The following is a 21,426-nucleotide window of genomic DNA, read 5'->3' on the forward strand; positions in this document are numbered from 1 at the left end:
GAGACGGAACAACGGCACGGCCCATGACGGCCGCTCGGCGCCGGTGCGCCGAGCGGCCGCCCTTGCGGGAGCGGACCCGGGCGGGCGTGACAGGTGTCCGGCGCGGGCCGGGGCCGTCTCTCGTGCACGGCCTCGCCGTCAGGGCGCGGAGCGGCCCGGCCGGCTCACTCGTACATCACATACTCCGGCCGCGGCCGCAGGGCCAGCACTTCCTTCGGCGTCATCAGGCGGCTGCCCTCGGCGTCCTCCTCGTAGAAGAGCTTGAAGCCGGTGTGGACGCCGTCGGGCAGATCGCTGACCAGCCGACGCCAGGTCCCGCGCTTCAGGCCCGGTGAGCCGATGCCGTCGGCGCTCTTGATCAGCGCCACACCGGGCTGGGGCCGCAGGGCCGACTCGTCGCCCACGACGGACGGCGCCACCTGGTGGAAGACCAGCGGCTTCTGCGGCAGATCGTGCTCCTCCACCAGCCCGGACAGATAGCGGGCCACCTTCGTCAGTTCACGGCCGTCGGTGTGCCCGTAGGTGTCGCCCGGCACCTGGCCGGAGCTCATCTCCCACTCCGGGTCGAGCGCGATCCCCACGTCGGGGTGGACGAGCCATTCGCGCAGCGCCTTCACCTCGTCGAGCACCGAAGCGCGGCCCGGCTGGATGTTGAGCAGCAGCAACCCCCGCTGGTTGCGCGCCAGGTGGTGGAAGCGGCGGATGGTGGCCGAGGGCGTCCGTGAACGGTATGCACCGTCCGGGCCGGCCGTGGCGTTGGCGACCGCCGCCAGGAGTTCGAGCACGGGCAGCGGTTCGCGCCCCGCGGCGTACGAGTGCGCCACCTTCTCCACCTCGGCGGCCCGCTTTCCGGGGTCGCCGGTCCCGAGCCGGCCGAGCGCCGCCGCCCCGGGCAGACCGCAGAACCCCACCATCCGGTACCGGGGGAACAACTCCCGGCCGCCACGTGGCAGTTCGGGACGCCGTCGCTTCGGGCGGGCCGAGGGGGGTGCTGTCGTGGAGCCGGACGGGCCCGGGGTACCGGACCCGGCGGAGGGGGATGACGGCGAGCCGCCGGGCGGTGACGCCTTGGGCGCGGAGTCCGCACGGGAGCGTGTCCCGCCGCACGCGGTGAGCAGTCCGAGCCCCGCCGCTGCCGTGGCCGCGAGCAGATGACGCCGGCTCGCACTCGGCGATGGAGAGGGCACTACGGGGCGGCGGCCGGCCGCCCCTGCCCTGCGTATCCCGGCCTCGTCTCGCCCTGACACCTCGTCCGCCACACTGCCTCCGTCCCCCGGCGTCCGGTCGATGACCGGACACCGGCTGTCTTGCGGACCGGTCCTGTCCGTGCAGTGCGCATCTCCAGACCACTCGCGGCAAAACCCACGACAGAAACGATCAAGCCACGAGGGAGCCGGCCTGTCCGCCCCCTTGGGCCGCCCCACACCAACCCTTGGGCTGCCCTTCGTCCGCCCTTCGGCTGCCCTTCATCCGCCCTTCGCCGCGCCGCTGCCCGGCGTCACGGCCGCCCGGCCCAGGCGCCGCGGGACCGGCCGGGCAGCGCCGCGTGACCGTCCGAACAGCACTGCGGCGGGCCCTTCCGCGTAGCGTGAGGACGTGACCAGGCCCCCACGCCTCGAAGCCCTCGACAGCTCCCCCGAAGCCGTCCGCCGCCGCACCCCCGTCGGCTGCCTCTGGTACGCCGCGTACGGCTCCAACATGCATCTCGACCGGCTGACCTGCTATCTGGCCGGCGGCCGCCCGCACGGCGGGCTGCGCACCTACCCCGGCTGCCGGGACCCCCGCCGCCCCGCGCGTACGACACCGGTCATGCTGCCCGGTCTGCTGTACTTCGCCACCGAATCGCAGGTGTGGACCGGCGGCAGAGCCTTCTACGACCCCGGCCCCGGCCTCGCACCGGCCGGCGGCGGGCCCGGCCGACCGGGCGGGCTCGAACTACCCGCTCACGCCTATCTGCTGACGCTCTCCCAGTTCTCCGACATCGCCGCTCAGGAGATGTACCGGGAGCCCGGCGGGGATCTCGATCTGACGGAGGCCCTCACCCATGGCAGGTCCCGGATCGGCCCCGGCCGGTACGAAACCCTGGTGTGTGCCGGGCTGCTGGACGGTTACCCGGTATTGACCCTCACGGCCCCGTGGAGCAGCCAGGACATCACCGTGAACCCGCCTTCCGCGGCCTACCTGCGGCACATCGCGGCCGGCCTCGTCGCCTCCCACGGATGGAGCGCACTCCGGGCCGCCGCATATCTCGCCGGCTGCCCGGGAGCCGAGGGGCACTGGACGGCGGCGGAGATCGCGGCACTGCTCACCGATCCGCCCTGACCGGCGCGCGCTCCCGGATCGCGCTACCCGGCGCGCACAGGAACCCGGCGCGACGGCGGCGACGTGGCCGGCAGCTGCGGGGCGATGCCGGCCGCGATGTCCGACCAGCGGTCCAGGATGCTGCCGCCGGCGGCGGGGAGGCCCCAGACCGGATCTGCCATCAGGCGGTGCCCACCGGAACGAGTGGACAGCTCCGCACCCCGTGACGATGACCGCACAAGAGCCGCCCTGAGTTGGTCCGAGATCTCGGCCGTGGTGCGGGACGATCGGGGCCGTGCGGTGGCTCGGGAGCCCTACCAGCCGGTCAGGTCCACGAGGAGATCGCAGTGCGGGTCGTCCGGGGCCGGCTGGTGGCGCTCCTCTTCCCTGACGAGGGGTTGCACCTGGCAGGTCGTCACGAAAGTCAGCACCAGGTCAGCGGCCTCGCACCCCGATCCCCCACGCCACCCGTTAGGGCGCTCCCGGTCGAACGACCCCTGGCGAAGGAAACGTGGTTCGACGTCAAGGCCGCTTCATTGCACCCCTTGGCGTTGTCTTGTTCCGAATGCCTCGGTTACGGCAGCGGCTTCCGTCAGGATGTCGCGCGAAACCGCGTTGGCGAGGCAAGGGATCCCAGAATGAGAAAGATCGTCTTGTCCATGTCGGTGTCCCTTGACGGCTTCATCGAGGGACCGGACCGCCAGATCGACTGGCACCTGGTCGACGACGAGCTGCACCGCTACGTCAACGAGCAACTCAGCACGATGGGCGCCTTCATGAGCGGCCGGGTCACCCATGAGCTCATGGCGGATTTCTGGCCGACCGCCGAAGCCGACCCCTCATGTACCGCGCCGATGGCCGAGTTTGCCGGGATCTGGCGGGACAAGCCCAAGATCGTGTTCTCCCGGACCCTGGAGCGGGCCGACTGGAACACCACCATCATGCGGGACGTCGTTCCCGAGGAGATCCGGGCGCTCAAGGCGCAGCCGGGCGGCGACCTCGCACTCGGCGGCGCCGATCTCGCCGCGGCCTTCATGCAGCACGACCTGGTCGACGAGTACCGCATCTACGTCCACCCGGTCCTCATCGGCCGGGGCAAACCCCTCTTCGGGCCCTCGGACACCAAGACCGATCTCCACCTCGCCGGGACCCGGACCTTCGGCAACGGCGTCGTCCTCCTCCACTACCGGCGCGCCGGGGCCTCCGCCACGGAATGATCTTGGCGTAGGGGGCATGGGGACCTGTCGCCGGAAGGGCCTGCGGCCCGCCGCGCCCGGTGGGCATCGACGCGGTCCTGGGGCCGCACCGGGCATCCGCCCCGCCCGCACCGTCACGGCAGACCGAGCAGGCCGGGCAGCCCGGCGAAGGAATCGAGCACATGGTCCGGTGTGCCCTCGGCCGCCCGGTGTGTCTCCGGCAGATATTTGCCGGTCCTCACGAGCACCCCGGTGATCCCGAAGCGCTGGGCCGCCAGGACGTCGGACTCGATGTCGTCGCCCACCATCAGCGCTTCCGCGGCCGGGGCGCCGAGGTGCGCCAGGGCGGTGGCGAAGAACGCCTCTGCCGGTTTGCCGGTGACCGTCGCCTCGACACCGGCGGCCCGCTCCAGCCCCGGCAGAAAGGCGCCGGTGTCCAGATCGAGCCCGTCGGCCGTACGCCAGTACAGATTGCGGTGCATGGCGACCAGCCGGGCACCGCGCTGGAGACACCGGAAGGCGGAATTGAGCGCCGGATAGCTGAAGGCTTCGCCCGCACCACCGAAAACGAGCACATCCGGCGTGTCCCGGTCCTCGTCGCCCGCCCCCTCCCCCACGATCTCCACCCCCGCCAGGTCCTCGCGGACCTCACCGGTGTTGATCAGTCGGCAGCGTGCGTTCGGATGGTGTTCCCGCAGGTAGGCGGCGGTGACGGCGGGCGCGGTAAGAATGTCGCCGACACCGACGGGAAACCCCTCCCCGGCCAGCCGCTCGGCGACCGCGGCGCGGGTCCGCGAGGTGGTGTTGGTGACCAGTACCAGCGGGATCCCCGCGGCGCGCAGCCGTTCCATGGCCTCCACCGCGCCCGGCAGCGCCTTCCAGGACACGGTGAGCACGCCGTCGATGTCGATCAGGACCGCTCCGATTCCCTTCATACGCCGACGGTAACCACGGTCGGCGTGGGCCGGGCCGACGGCCGGGGCGCCCCGGAGCCCGACTTGCGAAACGTCCCCGGATGAGGTTATTTCGAAGTGAGGTGTGGACGCAGCTCCCGTCTCCCCTGGCTAGGGGGTGCACACTGTGCTGTTCACTGACCGCGCGGATGCGGGGCACCGCCTCGCCGAGGCGCTACAGCACCTGCGGGGCGAAGAGCCGATCGTGCTGGGACTGCCTCGCGGCGGGGTCCCGGTGGCCTTTCATGTGGCCCGGGCGCTCCAGGCGCCGCTCGATGTGATCGTGGTCCGCAAGCTGGGCGTTCCCTACCAGCGCGAACTCGGTTTCGGCGCCATCGGCGAAGGCGGCGTACGGGTGATCAGCGACGACATCGTCCGGCGCGGCCGGCTCGAACAGGCGGACCTGGCGTCCGTGGAGCACGCCGAGGCGGCGGAACTCGCACGGCAGGCGGAGCGCTTCCGCGCCGGGCGGCCACGGCTCGACCTGTCCGGCCGGACGGCGATCGTCGTGGACGACGGGATCGCCACCGGCGCCACCGCGGCGGCCGCGTGCGAAGTGGTACGGGCCCACGGCGCTGCCCGTGTGGTCCTCGCCGTACCCGTGGCGCCACCGGACGCGGCCGAGCGGCTGCGTGCCTCCACGGATGAATTCGTCTGCCTCTCCACCCCGTTCGCCTTTTCCGCCGTCGGCGAGTGGTACCGGGACTTCTCCCAGACCCCGGACGACGAGGTCGTCTCGCTGCTGGCGCAGGCCGCGGCCGGTCCCGGACCGGCCGCCCCCGCGCCGTCCACCGCACACTCGGACGGGGCGGACGGAAGAGACGTCCAAGAGGAGCTGAGGATCGACGCCGCCGGGGTCCGGCTCACCGGGGATCTCACCGTGCCGGCGGGCGCCAGGGCGGTGGTGATGTTCGCTCACGGCTCGGGCAGCAGCCGGCACAGCCCGCGCAACCGCCGGGTCGCCACGGCCCTGAACCGGGCGGGCCTGGGCACCCTGCTCTTCGACCTGCTCACCCCGGCGGAGGAGGCCAACCGGGCGAACGTCTTCGACATCGAGACCCTCGCCGACCGGCTGACGGACGCCACCGGCTGGCTGCGCGGCCGCGTCGCCGGCCCGATCGGCTACTTCGGCGCCAGCACCGGAGCCGCGGCGGCGCTACGGGCCGCCGCCTCTCCCGGCGCGGACATCGGCGCGGTGGTCTCCCGCGGCGGCCGTCCCGACCTCGCGGGGCCGCTGCTCCCCGGCGTGCAGGCGCCGACGCTGCTCATCGTGGGCGGCAACGACCCCCAGGTCCTCGACCTCAACCGCGAGGCCGAGGCGGCCCTGCGCTGTGAGACCCGGCTGGAAATCGTCCCCGGCGCCACCCACCTCTTCGAGGAGCGCGGCGCCCTCCAGCAGGTGGCCGACCTCGCCCGGGACTGGTTCACCAGTCACTTGGTGACGCAGGCGTAGCGGATGCTTTCCGGCCCCGCTCTCTGATCGGCCCTGTCCCTTAACACGTCCTGGCCGATGGTGATCTCGTCGGTCAGTCGATGGTGATCTCGCCCATCGCGCTCCAGCCGTCCGCACCCTCGATGGTGGTGCTGACAATGTCCGGGGTACGGCGCAGCAGCGGGCGCATCGTCTCGATTCCGGCGCGGAAGTGGTCGGAATCGACGTGCGCTTCGGCGGCGTCGTCCTTGAATGCCTCGACCAGGACATAGGTGTTCGGGTCTTCGATGCTCCGGGACCATTCGAACCACAGGTTGCCGGGCTCGGCGCGGGTGGCACTGGTGAAGGCCGCTACGTGCTGCGGCCACTCTTCGACGTACTCGGGCTTCACGGGGAACTTGACGACGATAAAGATCATTCATCGAGTCTAAGGGCTGTCCCGTACGGTCGGTCGTCACCCCGGGGCACGCGTGCGACGCTCACGCGATACGCGCGGAGCGCGGAGTGTCGCGGGCCCTCCCTCACGCGCCGTCCCCTGTGTCGGGCTCGGCCGCCGAAGGCCGGTTCAATGACTTGACCAGCAACACTCCCGCCACGATCAGCGCGATGCCCAGTCGCCATAGGCACCCGCAATTGCCGCCACACCGAATGCGGCGCCCCATGTACCGGTGATGCGGTAATTGGTCCGCAGAAAACGGGGGTTGTCCCAGAACTCACGGGGCACCTGTTCCCTGGCGTACTGGAGGGTGAACGGCACTCCGACCGCCATGGATCCGAGAGCAATCACCATCAGCGCGATATTGGAGAGCTCCCCCGAATAATTCTCCAACCAGCGATGCGTTCCCGCGGAGGGGAAGATGCCGATGACGGCCATCGCGGCGAAGAAGACCACATCGGAAATCTCCAGGATTTTGAAGGACGCGCCGGGACTGCGTATGCGGCCGACGATGACGATCGCCACGGCCAGCGCAAGGGACACCCCGACCGCCAGTTCGTAGCGGCCCGGCCCGACCAGCACCGACATCGCGATCCATGGCGTCATGCCGATGACGGGGCTGTCGAGCAGCCGCGACAGCCGCCCCTCGGCGGCGGTCTCCTGCCGGCCGGACGCCATGGCAACAGCCCCTCTCCTGGGAACTCCTTTCCACGCTAGACCTCGGCATCAGCTCCCTCTACTCGGGCGCCGGACGGTGCGGAGGCGGACAGGACAGGCGCGGAAACCATCGCCTCGGGGCCGTGCCACCGTGGTAAGGGCCGACAGCCCGGCGCGCTATGGCGTGGGCCTACCGACCGTCACGACGCACGGCCACCCTGTGGGGCAAGACCGGTGACCGGTAAGGCTGTTCCTCGGCCATGTCCGCCACCCGCGATCAACAGCGGCGCGCGGTCTTCTCGTTCAACCCGACCCGGCCGGAGACACCGGCGTGAATGCCACTGTGGGCTCCTCGCATCCGCTGACAGCGGGACGCGAGAAGCCCACAAGAACCCCATTGGTGAGGTCAGGTCACGGTCCTGCGCTCAGGACTGCGGCCGCTTGCCGTGGTTGGCCCCGTTCTTGCGACGGGCCTTCTTCTTACGACGGCGCTTCGATGACATGGCGTCTCCCTTCCTCGGAGTCTCAGCGATGCTTTTCACCGAATTTCTACCACTTCACAACGGTATCTCGCCCGGCGATCACGAAGCCGCGTACCCACCCCGCCGGGCACCCACCCCTCCCGGGTGGTGAATCACCCCACGGACATGCGGTCCGGGCCCGTCCGTCACGACACTACAGATCGGCTTCCTCGCCGAGGTACAGCCCGGCGAACGCCTTCGCCGCGGACTCGGAGCCCAGCAGGCGCCGCAGCCGTGCCGAGGCCGTGCCCGCCTGGAACCGGTCACCGGAAGAGGCGCCGTGCAGCACATAGGAGAGCCACTGCGAGAACTCCAGGTACTGCCAGACCCGCCGCAGACACGCCTGCGAGTAGCCGTCGAGGCCGCTGTCGTCGCCCTCGTAGTGCGCGATCAGCGCCTCGCCGAGCAGCAGGGCGTCATGGATCGCGAGGTTCATGCCCTTCGCGGCGATGGGCGCGACCAGATGCGCCGAGTCGCCCGCCAGGTAGACCCGGCCGTACGCCATGGGCTCCACCACGTAGTCGTGCATGTCCAGGACCACCCGCTCGATCAGCGGCCCTTCGGTCAGCGGTGGGGCGCCGGCGGCGCCGAGCCGGGTGTGCAACTCGTCCCAGACCCGCCGGTGCGACCAGTTCCCGGCATCCTCACCGGGCCCGACCTGGAGGTAGTAGCGGGTGACCTCGGGGCTACGAGCCATCTGCGCACCGAACCCGCGCTCATGGATACCGAAGACCACACCGTCGGCGGACGGCGGCGCCTCCGCGAGGAGGGCGAGCCAGGCGACGCCGTGATCATGGCGGGTGAGGAGCGCCCGCTCGGCGGGTATGGCCTCCCGGCTGACCCCGCGCGCGCCGTCACAGCCCGCGATGAAGTCGCACTCGATCCGGTGCCGGTCGCCGGTGTCGGGGTCGGTGTAGGACACTGCCGGCCGCTCGCCGTCGATGTCGTGCAGCCGCACCTCGCGTACACCGAAGCGCGCGTCGCCGCCCGCGTGGTCCACGTAGGACGCCACGAGGTCGGTGACCAACAGCGGCTGCGGATAGACGAAGTGACGCCGGCCCGCCAGCTCCGCCGTCCGGACGGTGTGCCGCTCACCGTCGAACCGGAACTCGAACTCCCCCTGTGTGGCGGCACGTTCGAGCAGCCGGCCGGCCAGCCCGTGCCGGGCCAGCGCATCCACCGCCCACTCCTCCATGAACCCGGCGCGCGGCCGCTGCTCGATGAACTCCCTGCTCTCCGCTTCCAGCAGCACACAGTCGACTCCTGCGGCATGCAGCAGATTTGCCACGGAGAGCCCGGCGGGCCCGGCCCCGACGATGGCAACGCGGGTGCGCGTCGGGGGGAGGGAGGGGGTGGAGGACACGTCGCGGGGTTCCCTTCGGAGTGCTCGGAAAGATCGCACGCAGTATGGCGGTCCACGGAGACGGACGGCCCGGCGCCCCGGCGCTCCCCCCGGTGCGGGCGGACCGGCGACTCCCGGACGGCGGCCCGGTCCGCTTCGCGAGCCGAGGCTGTTTCCACAGTTCACCGGCGTTTTCGGCCGCCCTCCCGGTCGGGGGTCACGGCACGTCGTATCCGCCGGTCGGGTCTGCCGGGCGGGGAGGGCGTGGCAGGTGTAAGGAGGAAGTATGAGCGTCCGGCGCGGGCTCCCCCCTCTCGACAGGGCCTGGAGCTGGGACCACGGGTTGATCGCCATCCCGCTCGCGATCATCGCGGTGATCACCGTGATCGACATCCACACCCCGACGAGCATCCACCTGGGCCCGTTCCTGGTCGCGGCGCCCGCGGTCACCGCTTCGTTCGCCGGTGCCGGAATCACCGGCGCCGTCGGAGCACTGGCCGTGGCGGCCCAGATCGTCATCGGCCATCTGCACGGCGGCCTGCTGACACCGAACCACCAGGCACAGATCGCCGCCCTCCTCGTGATCTCCGTGTTCGTCACGGCCTTCCGCTACGTCCGTGACCGGCATGAACGGCAGTTGAGCCAGGTACGGTCGGTGGCCGTCGCGGCCCAGCAGGTCCTGCTGCGGCCACTGCCCGAACGGATCGGACCCCTGCGGATCGCGTCCGCGTACATCTCGGCGGAGGCCGAGGCGCAGATCGGGGGAGATCTGTTCGCGGCAGTGCCCGCCCCGGACGCGACCCGGCTGGTCATCGGTGACGTCCGCGGCAAGGGCCTGTCCGCCATCGGGGAGGCGGCGGTGCTGATCGGGGCCTTCCGGGGGTCGGCCTACCGGGCCCTCTCACTGCCCGGCATCGTGGCGCACCTGGGCAACTCCGTGTACTGGAAGAACACGGCCGACCCCGCCGACGGCGGTCCGGAACCGGAGGAGTCGTTCGTGACCGCTGTGGTGGTCGACATCCACCATGACGCCCCTTCCGTCAATATGGTGAACTGCGGGCATCCTCCGCCACTGCTGTGGTGCCACGACACGGTCCGGGTGCTCGAAGTGAGCGAACCCGCCCTCCCGCTGGGCCTCACCGCCCCGTCGGAGAGCGACTACCGGGAGGAGACGTTCCGGTTCGAGTCCGGCGGTCTCCTTCTGCTCCACACCGACGGCGTCCTCGAGGCCCGGGACCACGCCGGCCGGTTCTACCCCCTGATCGACCGGCTGACCACCTGGCACGAGACCGATCCGGCGGTCCTGGTACGGCGTCTGCGCGACGACCTGCTCCGCTACACCGGCGGGAACCTGGGCGACGACGCGGCCGTGATCGCGATCACCCGCTCGTCGTGAGGCGGCGGCCCGTCAGCAGCGGTCGCACAGCCACGCCTGCACGCTCTTCCCTTACCGCCGCGGCACCGGCCGGCCCCGGCAGGAGGCCCGGTCGCCCGTGCGAGGGCGCCGGACCGCCTGCCGGTTCATCGCGGGTCCGGCCTACGCACTGCCCGTGAGGCTGGCGAACACCACCACGTTGTCGGGGTAGTAGTGCTGGCCCTCGTCGTACTGGCCGCCGCAGGTGATCAGGCGGAGGCCGGCGTGGTCGAGGTTCTTGTAGACCTCGACCGTGGGGAACTTGTTCTTCGGGTACTGGGCGACGCGGTCGACGGTGAACTTCGCCGTCTTCCCGTCCTGCCGGGCGACCTCGATGGTGTCACCGGCCTTCATCGTCGAGATCTTCTCGAACACCGACGGCTTGCCGTTCCAGGAGACATGGCCGGCGATCACGGCCGGTCCCTGGGAGCCGGGCGTCGGCCCCGGCTGGTACCAGCCCGCCTTGTCGGGATCACGGGGGGTCTCCATGGCTCCGCCCTTCTTCTGCCCCAGCGTCTCCAGCGTGGAGGAGACCTGGAGCGACGGGATGGAGAGCCGCGCCGGAGCCGACTTCGGCATACTGGCGGCCGCCCGGCCCCCCGAGCCTGCGCCCGGCGCCTCGTCGTGGGCCGAGCCCCCGCCCTGCTGCCCCGCGGGAAGCTGCTGGGGCGGCGCCGCTTCCTGCCCTCCGCACCCGGCGACGAGCACGGTCGCCAATGCCGCGGCGATCGCGCAGCCGGCGACGCGACGGCCCCGGCGGCGTACGGTGATCACGGTGTCCTCGCTCCGACTGCTCACGCGGCGCTCCCGTTGCTCCCGGCCCGTCCGGCGGCGAGCACGCTCTTCCGCCGCCGCGCAACCGCCATGGCACCGGTCACCGCCACGAAGGCGACGCCGCCGGCGCCCATCACCGCAACCGGAACCCCCTTCTCCTCGGCAGGCCCGGTCCCCGTTTCGACCCCGCCGACCGGAATGGACCCCACCGCAGCGCCCAGCACCTCGCCGCAGTTGGTCGGAGCTGTGGCCTCCTGGGGAAGCTTGGGATCGAGTTCGCTCTTGCCCGCCCCGTCGAAGTCGTACTTCTTGTTGTCGTTGCGGTCGATGCCGTGCTGCACGATGTGCAGGTCCTTGATGTGGTCGACCACCGCCTGGGAGACGGGAATCGTGCGCTCGTAGGAGACCTTGCCCTCCGCGTTCGCCACGGGCATGCGGTCGACGGCGAGGCCGCTCTCCATGTCCGTGGGTCCCTTGGTGGTGAGCGAGATGTTGATGTTGCCGTAGTCGACCGTGGCTTCGGTGTTGTTGAGGACGCCGTCGCCGTTGGTGTCGTCGCTCGCATCCGGGCAGTGGAAGTCATGGCCGTCGGTGGAACCGTGGAGGTGCTGGGCGGAGGGCTGTCCGGGCACGAGGCCCTCGGACTCGATCTTCACGGTCAGCTGGTTGCCCTCGAGGCTGAGCATCGCCGTGCCCTTGGAACCGGAGTCGTTCAACTGCGCCAGATTGATCTGGAACGCTCCGGTGCCCTCGGCGACGGCCTGGGACGAGGCGCCCACGGTGAGGGCCAGGGCTGCGGGCAGAGCGACGAGTACGGCGAGGCGGCTGGTGCGCTTGGCTATCACGTTCGTTCCTTTTCCGGCGGCCTCCGCGGGGAAGGGGGGACCGCACGTCGTCCGGGTTCGAAAGCGACACCTCGGCGAGGCATCGACCCTTATTCGGAGCCGCAACGCCCGCGGATTGGTCGCGTGGGAAAAAATTTCTGGCGGCCTTCTCCGGGGGCCTCCGGGACGGCGTCCGCGCCGGTCCGCGGCCCCGGCCCGCACCGGCCCGCGGCCTCCCCGCCGGCGCCGAACCGCGTCTCCCGCCCGCGCCCGCGAACCTCAAGCCCGGCCCCCCGACTTGCCTCGACCGCCATGCGGTTGCCCCCCACGGAGTCAGCACACAACCTTCACTCGGTCTCGGCCGTCACACCGGTGCCAGTAGTCACCCACCCGGGAGCCCGAACGTGAAGCGCACCGCCACCACCGTCCTCACCGCACTCGTCCTGGCCGCCGCCCTCGCCGCGTGCAGCAGCGACGACAGCACCGACGCGGCACCCAAAAAGAAGCCCCTCCCGGCGCCAAGTGCCCCTTCCTCCCCAGCTGTTGCTGACACCGAAGCCACCACCTCAGGCATCCCGCCCGAGCCGGATGCCGCCACGAAGCTCGGATACATCCGTGCCCTGACCGGCATCGACCCGGACATCGTCCACGGCAAGGAAGGCAAGGCCGTCGACCGCGGGCGCAACCAGTGCCAGACGATCCACAACTTCCCCGAGGACAAGCCGAAGCAGGCCAAAATGGCGGAGATGCGGTTCACCTCGCCCAGCCACCCCGAGGGCTTCGGCAAGGTCAAGGCCGCACAGATCGTCGAGGCCGTGCACACGAACCTCTGCCCCAAGTTCTGACCCCAGGTCACCCGGCGCAGAAGACACTTCCGCCGTCCCGCTCAAGGGCCGGACGCCGCCGACCGGACGCCGCCACTGATGAAACGTGGCGGTCAGCTCCCCTGGGGGTGCGGATTGCCGAGGTAGGGGAACTCGTCCAGAAGATCGGTGTGCGGCTCAAGGCCGGTGGGAGGGATGTCGCCCTTCGAGAGGAAGGAGAGCCGGTGGTTGATGACGTCGTCGGTGAAGGCGCGGCCGTTGGGGTATTGCGCGGGCTTCGAGGGGTCAAAGACCAGCATGTCGGGCAGGACGCGGTCGGCGTCGATGGCCGCGATCGCCTCTTCCCGTGTGTAATTGCCGGTGTGCCCCATGAGGTGGACGAACTGATCGGTCCAGCGGTCACGATCGTTCACCGGCTCACTGGCGTTGTACTCCTCCTTCGTCTCGTCGGTGTTGAAGAAGCTGCTGACTGAAGGGTGGCCTGCACGGTCGGCATGGACGAGCCGGCCGTTTTCCCGCACACTGCAGCGGCCCCAGATGCGGATCTCGGGGTTGGCGCGGAGCTCACTCGTCGGCAGTTCCACAACCGTGGAGAACACGTTGGCTTCCGTGTTCGAGTCCACGCCGGTCCACGGCGACTTGCCACCGAGATGCGGCGCGGTGAAGTTTCTGCCGCCGGTGGTATCGAAGAGGTTCTTGATCCCGTCGAAGTCGAAGAAGAAGGCGTCGCTACGACTGCCGGCGAAGAACGTGTAGGGACCAGAGATGACGCGGTTCGCCACGGTGCCGAACGACACCTCGGCGTCCGTGACGACCTTCTGCCCGACGGCTTCGACCGAGCGGGCCTCCTCGCCTTTCGCCATGAAGACACTGAATGTCTGACGGCCGTCCTGCGGGGGAGAAAAGACGTAACTGATCGCCATGTCGGCGAGACAATCCCCGTCATTGTCGATGTTGAGACGATAGATGGCATCAGGGTGCAGAGCATCGGCATTCGGGTTCGCGTTGAGGATCAGCACCGTCCTCGTCGAATCGGTGGGCGACTGGAACGCGTAGAGGTCACAGAGGTCGAGCCGTTGGTCCCCGAGCGGTGCGCCGAGGCTGAGACCGGTGAAGTGATTCGACATCCTGCATGTCCTTTCGCTGGTGAGGGGCATACCGCCAGGCGGGGCCAGGGTCTGGCGCCGGGGAACACGGGTGACTTGTTCCCTGCCGAGAAGGACTATCAGGGATGATCCGGATATTGGAGCACAAAAGCCGCTCGATCGATCGGATTCACGGCTTGGCATGCATCGTTCAGTGGCGAGACTGCGAAAGCTGCGGAACTGCGGAAACTGCGGAAACTGCTCAAGCGCCTCGTCGCCGCGAACCTCGCTGATCGCCCACCGCGGCACCGAGCGCGGCTCCGCCCTGGGCACCCAACGCTGCGTCGTGGAGCGCGCGTTTGCCCCTCTGCACTGGTTCCACTGTCTGCGGATCCGCCGGGAGATCCGCGACGACATCCACCGGGCCCTTCGCACTCTCGATGCAGCATCATCTGCTGGCGTTGCCGGCGTCGACTCAAGGACCACCGTTTGTGACGCCGACGCGACAGCGGCTGTCTAGAGCGAGGGCTTCCGTTCGTCGGCATTGAGACCGCGGAGTGTCCAAAGGCCGTACAGAGCCAGCAGCGGCTTGACGGCCATCCACTCGCCCGGGCGGTAGTCATCCGCGCGCACGAGCCTCTCGGCAAGGTCAGGGCGCTGCCGCCGCAAGTACGCGCGGGCCTTGAGCGCGTGAGCCGGCTGGGAGGCGATCTTGATGCGGTCGACGTCCTCAAGCAGTGGGATCACGTTCGTGATGTTCTCCCATGTCGTCCCGCTCTGGTCTTCGAGAAGCACTGTGCCGTCGAACTCGAGCACCGACGTCGCGTAGTCAGACATCAACTGGGCCTCCGCGGCGCCGCCGCTGGTCGCGCCGCCGCTGAAGACCACGCGAGCGCCACGCGCGCTGTCAGCGGCGAGGGAGCGAATTCCAGCACGGACTCGCCAGCGGTTGATGAAGTTCGCCGTCGCCTGAGGATTCCGGTATCCCAACACGACCACGGCCTCGGCAGCGCCCCCGCCGTCCCCCACGAGAGCTCGAGACCAGCGCCAGTTCAACCACTCGCCCCAGGCCAGGGCAGCAGCCCCAGCTATCGCCAGCCCTGTCCTTCGTCGCATGCGGCGACTCTAGGGCACCTCGGTCTCGGACAGCGACGGCACCAACCGCGCCACGCCACAACCGTCCTCACCTGCGGCGGTGGAGCCGCCCCGCCGAAGGTGGCTCCACCGCCGCAGCCAGGCGGGTCTTTACTTGTGGGCGCTGATCACACCGCCGTTGCTGAGCACGATGTAGACGCCGTTGGCGTCGACCCCGACGTCGTGCTGGTTCGTCTCCAGCGTGGCAGCCACGCCGTCGTGGCCGAGGATCTGCGCGCGGTACCGCAGCTCGCCGATCTTCGTGACCTTGGCCGTCCAGCCGCCCGCGAGCTCGAAGGTCCCCGGCCCCTGGTGTCCGCCACCCATCCAGGAGTGGACCTGGCCGTCCAGCGTGAGCGTGATGAACATGTCGTTGGCGTCGAGCCCGGCGTCGCCCTCCTTCGTCTCCAGCGTGGCCAGGACCGAACCGCGGGCGACGATCTTGGCACGGTAGCGCTGGTCGCCGAGCTTGTAGATCTCGGCCTTGCTGATGCCGTCCGCCAGGCGCTGGGTGCGGACCGGGGATGCCGCCTTGCCACCGCCGGTGGCGTGCGCGCTGCCCGACTGCTTGCCCGCAGCGCCCGCCTTGGCGTCGGGCTTGGCGTCGGGCTTGGCGTCGGCCTTCGCGTCGGCCTTGGCGTCGGGGCTCGCCTTGGCATCGGAGCCCTGCGCTCCGGGAGAGGAGCTCGCGCCGCCGGACTCGGCGGCCGCCATGCCCATGTCCGTGCGGCCCGCGGACTTCGCACCGGCCGCGTCGGAGCCGGAGCAGGCGGTCAGGCTGAGGCCGGCAGCTGCGGCCAGGGCCACAGCGGCAATGCGCAGGGTGCGGCGCCGAGCGGTGCGGACAGTGGTGCTGGAGCTCATTACGGGTCCCCCCGGGCAGTCGGTGTCGTTGTCTCCTCGGTACGTCACCCACTCTGATCGGGGCCACTAGCGAGAAGCTGCCGCTCCGCTAACGTCCTGCTAACACGGGTGTGAGCAGGGGAAGGACGTCACGAAGAACCCCAAGAACCCCACCCGATGCCGCAGTCGCATGGGCAGAGCAGGACAGGGCAGGGCAGCGCAGGGCAGGGGGCTTCAACGATCACGGTGGAGAACGAGGTCGCTATGCGGACAACGAGGTCGCTGTAAGGGTGAGTTCAGCGGCCGGAACCTTCTCGGCCCCCTGCCTGACTCATCCCTTCCTCAAACCGCTCTCGCGCTGCAATCCGGTCGTGGTCGAGTCAGGCGCTTGCCGAACCGCGAGTGCGGCGACGACGGTAGCGCCCATCGCCGCGGCGCCGAGCCAGGACGCCGTCGCGTATCCGGTGTCGGTGGGGAAGGTCGAGCCGGCCGGGGTGTGCGCGGCCAGGGTCAGGCCGCCCAGTGCGCTGCCGATCGAGAAACCGACGCTGCGGACCACCTGATGGAAGCTCATCGCGCTGGAGGAACGTCGTGATGGCCGGCACGCCTTCCGCCAGGCAGGCATCGAGGAATTCGTCGACCGGGAAGTCCAGCACCAGGTTCACGGCGAAGGGCCTGGGCGTCATCCGCCGAACCTCCCGGATCCGGCGCACCGCCCTCCTCGGCGGTGACCCACGTCAGCGCAAGAGTGCCGAGTCCGCCCGCGTCCGCGACCGCAGCCACCAGCTCCGTGGTGACCGCGGACCCGATGGGCGCCTGCACCACGGGCACCGCGATACCCAGTTGCCGGCACAGAGGTGTGGTCAACGTCGCCATGCTGCCCTCCCCATGCAAGGTGCTTCGATTTTCGATTCACTTTGCGGTGTTAATGTTTCGCAAACCGAAACGCCAGGGGCTGTGGATCTGCAAGGAGCGTAGGAGGACCGCGATGGTCACACCGACACCAGGACGACCGGTGCGTGGCTCGACCACCGGAAGCCCTCTCATGGCCGCGCTCGACCTGTTCGGCCGGCGATGGAGCCTGCGTGTGGTGTGGGAACTGCGCGAAGGCGCCCTGGGTTTCCGTGCCCTGCGCGAACGCTGCAGCAACATGTCCTCCAGCGTGCTGCGCCAACGCCTCGTCGAGCTGATCGAGGCACGTCTGGTGCACCAGACCCCGGACGGCCACTACGCCCTCACCGCGTTGGGACGGCAGGCTCACACTGCCCTCAGCCCCCTCGTCGACTGGTCCGTCGCCTGGGCCTCCGACCTCGCCGAGCACTCCGCCGACCACGACACCCCTGCCCCGGACACACCCGGCGCCCCTCCTCGCCCGCTCGATGACGCGACCGGCACCTGAGCCACGCCGAGTCGCCGCCGCGCTGCCCTGTTCGCCGTACCCGCCGGGCAACGTGTCCCTCAGGTCGGGCCTGCCCAGTGACTGGTTCGGGTCACAGCAGTACTAGCGGGGCGAACTACGGCGAGGGCCTCAGGTCCCTGCACCACCAGCAGACGAGAACCTGCCGGTGTGCATGTTCGCGTCATGGTGCCCGCGCGCACGGTCCGGGCCTGAAGTGTGGCGTCCCGCCACATGTGCGCCTGACCTGCACGTTCCTACGGTGTGGGGACGCGAAACGTCCCCGCCCCTCGTCAGGAAGTGGTGCCGATGTCCTCCCCCGCGACCGCTAGCCCACCACCCACCAACCTCAAGCGCATCGTCGCCGCGAGTCTGATCGGCACGACCATCGAGTGGTACGACTTCTTTCTCTATGGATCTGCCGCCGCGCTGGTGTTCAACAGGCTGTTCTTCCCCGGCTCCGATCCGCTGGTCGGGACCCTGTTGTCGTTTCTGACGTACGCGGTGGGCTTTGCGGCGCGGCCCATCGGGGCGTTGGTCTTCGGGCATTACGGGGACCGGCTGGGGCGTAAGAAGCTGCTGGTGCTGAGCCTGCTGATGATGGGCGGCGCGACGTTCGCGATCGGGCTGCTGCCGACGCATGCGACCGTCGGTACGGCGGCGCCGGTGCTGCTGACCGTGCTGCGGCTGGTCCAGGGGTTCGCGCTGGGCGGTGAGTGGGGCGGCGCGGTGCTGCTGGTGTCGGAGCACGGTGACGCACGGCGGCGCGGGTTCTGGGCGTCCTGGCCGCAAACCGGTGCTCCCGCGGGCCAGTTGCTGGCCACCGGCGTGCTGTCGGCGCTGACGGCGCTGCTGTCGGATGCGGCGTTCGCGTCCTGGGGGTGGCGGGTGCCGTTCCTGCTCTCGGGCGTGCTGGTGGTCGTGGGGCTGTGGGTCCGGCTCTCGGTGGACGAATCGCCTGTGTTCAAGGCCGCGTTGGCGCGTGCCGCGGCCCGGCGGGCGGAGGGCTCCGCGATGGAGAAGGTGGAGAAGCTGCCGTTGGTGGCGGTGCTGAAGTACCACTGGCGGGATGTGCTGATCGCGATGGGCGCGCGGATGGCCGAGAACATCTCGTACTACGTCATCACGGCATTCGTGCTCGTCTATGCCACCTCGCACACCGGGCTGTCCCAGCAGATCGCGCTGAACGCCGTGTTGATCGCTTCGGCGCTGCACTTCGCGGTCATCCCCGCCTGGGGCGCGCTCTCGGACCGGATCGGGCGCCGGCCGGTCTATCTGCTGGGCGCGGTCGGCGTCGCCGTCTGGGCGTTCCCGTTCTTCGCGCTGGTGGACTCCAGCCGGTTCGGGCTGCTGCTGCTCGCGGTGAGCGTCGGGCTGGTCTTCCACGGTGCGATGTACGCGCCGCAGGCGGCCTTCTTCGCGGAGATGTTCGCGACCCGGATGCGGTACTCGGGTGCGTCGATCGGCGCCCAGTTCGCCTCGGTCGCGGCCGGCGCGCCCGCCCCGTTGATCGCGACCGCGCTGCTCGCCGACTACGACAGCCCGACGCCGATCGCCCTGTACGTCATCGCCGCCGCGCTGCTGACGCTGCTCGCGGTCGGGGTGGCCCGGGAGACCCGCACCCGGGACCTCGACGCGGTGGACGGGGCGGCGGTGGACGGGACGGCGGCGCCCGGTGCGGTCCGCAAGACGGGAGCGGCGGAGGGCGGGGCGTCGCCGGCCGTCCCGTCCTGAGAGGCCTGCGGAACCTGATGTACGGCGGGGGCGTGGCGGGCCCGGGGACGCTCCGGGAGACGGGGCAGCAGGTCCGCCACGCCCCCGCCGGGCGTCAGGCGCGGTCCTTGCTCTTGAGGGAGTCCTTCATCCCCTGGGCGTGCTCCTTGGCGTTGCCCATCGCGTTCTTGGCCTTGCCCTTGGCCTCGTCCGTACGGCCTTCGCTCTTCAGGCGCTCGTCGCCCATGACCTTGCCGGCCTTCTGCTTGGCCTTGCCCTTCATCTTGTCCATGGCGCCTTTGTCACCCATGAGGAACTCCTTTTGTCCGGTGGGAGGGAGAAAGCTTCGGCTCCACGCTGCCGCAGGTCGCGGTGGCGCGCACCCGGAGGCGGCTACCGGTACCGGCCGGTCCGTGGGCACGGAGCGGAGCGCGGATCCCGGCTACGCGCCGGTATCGCGCGCCACGGCGGAGGACAGTTGATGCAGCCGCAGCGCCAGCTGGATCTCCAGGGCGCGTGCCGGGCTCTGCCAGTCGGGTCCCAGCAGCCGGCTCACCCTTTCCAGGCGCTGGGCGACGGTGTTCACATGGACGTGCAGCGCGTCCTTGGTGCGGGCCGGACTCATTCCGCAGGCGAAGTAGGCCCCCAGGGTGCGCAGCAGCTCCGTACCGCGGCGGGCGTCGTAGTCGGTGACCACCCCGAGGGTGCGGTGGACGAAGCCGTCCACATCGCGGGTGTCGGCGAGCAGCAGTCCGAGGAAGCCGAAGTCGGCGGCGGCCGCACCCTGGCCGGCCCGGCCCAGCACGCGCAGGGCCTCCCGGCAGCGCCGGGCCTCCGCGTAGGCGTCCGCGACCGCCGCGGGACGGGCGGCCGGGGCCGGGACCGGGGCCGAGGCGCCGACGGTGACGGGGAGGTGCAGCGCGGCACCGAGCCGGGCGGCGATCTCGCGGGCCATGTGCGCCGGGTCGCCGCCGGGGCCGAGCGGCAGCAGCAGGACGGCGCCGCCGTCCCGTACGACCGCCAGTCCATGGCGGGTGGCGGCGAGATGGGAGGCCGCCGACCACAGGCGGCGCCGGTCGGTGCCGTGGGGGTGGGCGTCGGGGCCGGGCGACGGGCCGTCGTCGGATATCGGGGCTCCGTGGGCCGGCGCCGAATCATCGATCCGGGCCGCCAGGACGATATGCGGCGCATCGAGGTCCGCGCCGAGCCGGGCCGCGCGTTCACCGAGCAGGCGGGGGTCACGGTCGGCGGCGTTCAGAAGGTCGTCCAACAGCTCGCCGCGCACGCGCTGTTCGGCCTCGCCGGCGGTCCGCCGGGCGAGCAGGAGCAGGGAGGTGACCATGGCGGCCCGCTCCAGGGTGCGCTGGTCGACCGGGTCGAGGGCCGGGTGACCGCGCAGTACGAGGGCGCCCAGGACCTCACCGCCCGCCCCGACCGCCGCGACCCACTCGGCGCCGTCCCGTACGGCGTGGCCGTCGGCGCGGGAGCGGTCCAGTGCCGCGGCAGGTGCCCGGCCGGGATCGGTGAACTCGACCTCGCCGTGCAGGACTTCCGCCACCGCGTCCGCCACGTCCTGGACCCCGCCGCCGCGCAGTACCAGTTCGGTCAGCCGGTCGTGGATGTCCGAGGCGCGCTCGATGACCGAGCTGCGGTCACCGATGATCTCGTTGGCCGCCTCCAGTTCGGTGAGCGTCTTACGGGTCTCGGCGAGGAGGTTGGCGGTGTCGATGGCGACGGCCGCGTGTGCCGCGTGGGCGGCGAGCAGGGCGATCTGGCCGCGTTCGAAGACCCGCTCGCGGCGGTCGGCGGCGAAGAGCACGCCGATCACGCCGCTGCCGAGCATCAGGGGCACCCCGAGGATCGCCACCAGACCCTCGTCCTGGACGCCCGAGTCGATGGTGCGGGTGTGCCGGAACCGCTCGTCGTGGAAGTAGCTGTCGGTGACATACGGGCGGGCGGTCTGCGCGACCAGCCCGCCCAGGCCTTCACCCATGCCGAGCCGCAGTTGCTGGAACCGCGCGGAGACCGAGCCGTCGGTGACCCGCATATAGGTGTCGCCGGCGGCGGGGTCGTGGAGGGTGAGGTAGGCGACCTCGGTGCCCAGGAGGGAACGGGCCCGGCGCACGATCGCGCGCAGCACCGCGTCGAGGTCGCGCAGCCCGGCCAGGTCGTGCGCGGTGGCATAGAGCGCGGACAGTTCGGCCTCGCGGCGCCGGCGGCCCTCCAACTCGGTGCGTACCCGCAGCGCGAGGAGCTTGGCCCGCTCCAGTGCGGCGAGCCGGCCGGCCGAGGCGCCCTCGGCGCGGGCGCGCAGCACCGGCCGCTCGTACTCCTCCGCGGCGGCGCCGGCGGCCAGCAGTCCGAGGAAAGGGTTCTCGGCCGGGGCGTGGGCGGAGGCGTCCTCCCCGCCGGAGGCGTCCTCCCCGCCGGAGGCGGGCACACCGGCCGGGACGGCCTCCCGGTCGTAGGGAGCGGGCGTCGGCAGGGGCGCGTCCACGGGCTCGGGATCCGGCTCGGGCGTGGGCTGATCGGTGGGCATGGTCACAGGCATACCTCCGGGTGATCGCGGTGCGCCAGCCTC

Annotated in this window: 23 protein-coding genes; 7 read left to right on the forward strand and 16 right to left on the reverse strand. The window is 70.7% G+C overall.

The window, feature by feature from the left end:
- Window positions 1-164: 164 nt before the first annotated feature.
- A complete protein-coding gene (locus K7C20_RS05270) occupies window positions 165-914 on the reverse strand; it encodes a hypothetical protein (protein ID WP_245171339.1) in 750 nt (249 codons plus the stop codon).
- A gap of 682 nt (window positions 915-1,596) precedes the next feature.
- Here K7C20_RS05270 and K7C20_RS05275 point away from each other — a divergent pair.
- Window positions 1,597-2,322 carry a hypothetical protein gene (locus K7C20_RS05275; protein ID WP_030079523.1) on the forward strand — a complete coding sequence of 242 codons (726 nt, stop codon included), beginning with the start codon at window positions 1,597-1,599 and terminating at the stop codon, window positions 2,320-2,322.
- A gap of 23 nt (window positions 2,323-2,345) precedes the next feature.
- Here K7C20_RS05275 and K7C20_RS05280 read toward each other — a convergent pair whose 3' ends face one another.
- The gene (locus K7C20_RS05280; protein ID WP_160328735.1) at window positions 2,346-2,483 is read right to left on the reverse strand and encodes a hypothetical protein; all 138 of its coding nucleotides are present in this window, start codon (window positions 2,481-2,483) and stop codon (window positions 2,346-2,348) included.
- A 456-nt stretch (window positions 2,484-2,939) separates the two neighbouring features.
- On the opposite strand from K7C20_RS05280, the gene K7C20_RS05285 reads away from it, so the two are divergent.
- On the forward strand, window positions 2,940-3,518 hold the full coding sequence (locus K7C20_RS05285) for a dihydrofolate reductase family protein (RefSeq protein ID WP_030079521.1): 579 nt from the start codon (window positions 2,940-2,942) through the stop codon (window positions 3,516-3,518).
- Between the two features lie 113 nt (window positions 3,519-3,631).
- Here K7C20_RS05285 and K7C20_RS05290 read toward each other — a convergent pair whose 3' ends face one another.
- Entirely contained in the window at window positions 3,632-4,432 is an 801-nt protein-coding gene (locus tag K7C20_RS05290) for an HAD-IIA family hydrolase (protein ID WP_030079519.1), read from the reverse strand.
- Between the two features lie 145 nt (window positions 4,433-4,577).
- On the opposite strand from K7C20_RS05290, the gene K7C20_RS05295 reads away from it, so the two are divergent.
- A complete protein-coding gene (locus K7C20_RS05295; RefSeq protein WP_053209484.1) occupies window positions 4,578-5,903 on the forward strand; it encodes a phosphoribosyltransferase family protein in 1,326 nt (441 codons plus the stop codon).
- A 73-nt stretch (window positions 5,904-5,976) separates the two neighbouring features.
- Here the strand turns inward: K7C20_RS05295 and K7C20_RS05300 are convergent, their stop codons facing one another.
- The 4 genes from K7C20_RS05300 to K7C20_RS05310 all read right to left on the reverse strand — a co-directional run bounded on the left by K7C20_RS05300 (window position 5,977) and on the right by K7C20_RS05310 (window position 8,859).
- Window positions 5,977-6,300, reverse strand: coding sequence for a putative quinol monooxygenase (locus K7C20_RS05300; protein WP_030079511.1), 324 nt, complete (start codon window positions 6,298-6,300; stop codon window positions 5,977-5,979).
- Window positions 6,301-6,480: 180 nt separating this feature from the next.
- On the reverse strand, window positions 6,481-6,996 hold the full coding sequence (locus tag K7C20_RS05305) for a hypothetical protein (protein WP_245171337.1): 516 nt from the start codon (window positions 6,994-6,996) through the stop codon (window positions 6,481-6,483).
- 404 nt (window positions 6,997-7,400) lie between these two features.
- Window positions 7,401-7,478 (reverse strand): 50S ribosomal protein bL37, encoded by a 78-nt coding sequence (locus K7C20_RS39410; RefSeq protein WP_370454205.1) that lies wholly within the window; start codon window positions 7,476-7,478, stop codon window positions 7,401-7,403.
- 172 nt (window positions 7,479-7,650) lie between these two features.
- On the reverse strand, window positions 7,651-8,859 hold the full coding sequence (locus K7C20_RS05310) for a 4-hydroxybenzoate 3-monooxygenase (RefSeq protein WP_030079509.1): 1,209 nt from the start codon (window positions 8,857-8,859) through the stop codon (window positions 7,651-7,653).
- A 265-nt stretch (window positions 8,860-9,124) separates the two neighbouring features.
- On the opposite strand from K7C20_RS05310, the gene K7C20_RS05315 reads away from it, so the two are divergent.
- Complete coding sequence (locus K7C20_RS05315; RefSeq protein ID WP_030079508.1) at window positions 9,125-10,234, forward strand: PP2C family protein-serine/threonine phosphatase; 1,110 nt, start codon at window positions 9,125-9,127, stop codon at window positions 10,232-10,234.
- Window positions 10,235-10,375: 141 nt separating this feature from the next.
- Here K7C20_RS05315 and K7C20_RS05320 read toward each other — a convergent pair whose 3' ends face one another.
- Window positions 10,376-11,050, reverse strand: a complete 675-nt coding sequence (locus K7C20_RS05320) for a class F sortase (protein ID WP_053209478.1) — start codon at window positions 11,048-11,050, stop codon at window positions 10,376-10,378.
- Window positions 11,047-11,871, reverse strand: a complete 825-nt coding sequence (locus K7C20_RS05325) for a hypothetical protein (RefSeq protein ID WP_030079505.1) — start codon at window positions 11,869-11,871, stop codon at window positions 11,047-11,049. Before K7C20_RS05325 ends, K7C20_RS05320 begins: the two co-directional genes overlap by 4 nt.
- A gap of 383 nt (window positions 11,872-12,254) precedes the next feature.
- Between K7C20_RS05325 and K7C20_RS05330 the strand changes: the two genes are divergently transcribed.
- A complete protein-coding gene (locus tag K7C20_RS05330; protein WP_030079504.1) occupies window positions 12,255-12,695 on the forward strand; it encodes a hypothetical protein in 441 nt (146 codons plus the stop codon).
- A 92-nt stretch (window positions 12,696-12,787) separates the two neighbouring features.
- Here the strand turns inward: K7C20_RS05330 and K7C20_RS05335 are convergent, their stop codons facing one another.
- From K7C20_RS05335 to K7C20_RS39415, 5 genes are all read right to left on the reverse strand, one after another.
- A complete protein-coding gene (locus K7C20_RS05335) occupies window positions 12,788-13,801 on the reverse strand; it encodes a DUF4331 family protein (protein ID WP_030079503.1) in 1,014 nt (337 codons plus the stop codon).
- 474 nt (window positions 13,802-14,275) lie between these two features.
- Entirely contained in the window at window positions 14,276-14,875 is a 600-nt protein-coding gene (locus K7C20_RS05340; protein ID WP_030079502.1) for a YdcF family protein, read from the reverse strand.
- A gap of 129 nt (window positions 14,876-15,004) precedes the next feature.
- Window positions 15,005-15,757, reverse strand: coding sequence for a hypothetical protein (locus K7C20_RS05345; protein ID WP_053209477.1), 753 nt, complete (start codon window positions 15,755-15,757; stop codon window positions 15,005-15,007).
- A gap of 310 nt (window positions 15,758-16,067) precedes the next feature.
- Window positions 16,068-16,310, reverse strand: a complete 243-nt coding sequence (locus K7C20_RS05350; RefSeq protein WP_030079500.1) for a hypothetical protein — start codon at window positions 16,308-16,310, stop codon at window positions 16,068-16,070.
- Window positions 16,307-16,612 (reverse strand): nitronate monooxygenase, encoded by a 306-nt coding sequence (locus K7C20_RS39415; protein ID WP_209443963.1) that lies wholly within the window; start codon window positions 16,610-16,612, stop codon window positions 16,307-16,309. The genes K7C20_RS05350 and K7C20_RS39415 overlap by 4 nt, the downstream gene beginning before the upstream one ends.
- A gap of 169 nt (window positions 16,613-16,781) precedes the next feature.
- Between K7C20_RS39415 and K7C20_RS05360 the strand changes: the two genes are divergently transcribed.
- Both K7C20_RS05360 and K7C20_RS05365 read left to right on the forward strand, forming a co-directional pair.
- Complete coding sequence (locus K7C20_RS05360; protein WP_209443962.1) at window positions 16,782-17,135, forward strand: winged helix-turn-helix transcriptional regulator; 354 nt, start codon at window positions 16,782-16,784, stop codon at window positions 17,133-17,135.
- A gap of 306 nt (window positions 17,136-17,441) precedes the next feature.
- Window positions 17,442-18,866 (forward strand): MFS transporter, encoded by a 1,425-nt coding sequence (locus K7C20_RS05365; protein WP_048829196.1) that lies wholly within the window; start codon window positions 17,442-17,444, stop codon window positions 18,864-18,866.
- A gap of 94 nt (window positions 18,867-18,960) precedes the next feature.
- On the opposite strand, the gene K7C20_RS05370 is transcribed toward K7C20_RS05365, so the two are convergent.
- Both K7C20_RS05370 and K7C20_RS05375 read right to left on the reverse strand, forming a co-directional pair.
- On the reverse strand, window positions 18,961-19,155 hold the full coding sequence (locus K7C20_RS05370) for a CsbD family protein (RefSeq protein ID WP_030079497.1): 195 nt from the start codon (window positions 19,153-19,155) through the stop codon (window positions 18,961-18,963).
- A 132-nt stretch (window positions 19,156-19,287) separates the two neighbouring features.
- Window positions 19,288-21,384 carry a helix-turn-helix domain-containing protein gene (locus tag K7C20_RS05375; protein WP_245171335.1) on the reverse strand — a complete coding sequence of 699 codons (2,097 nt, stop codon included), beginning with the start codon at window positions 21,382-21,384 and terminating at the stop codon, window positions 19,288-19,290.
- Between the last annotated feature and the right edge of the window lie 42 nt (window positions 21,385-21,426).

It is taken from the genome of Streptomyces decoyicus, from assembly GCF_019880305.1.
GTDB classification, from domain to species: Bacteria; Actinomycetota; Actinomycetes; order Streptomycetales; family Streptomycetaceae; genus Streptomyces; species Streptomyces decoyicus.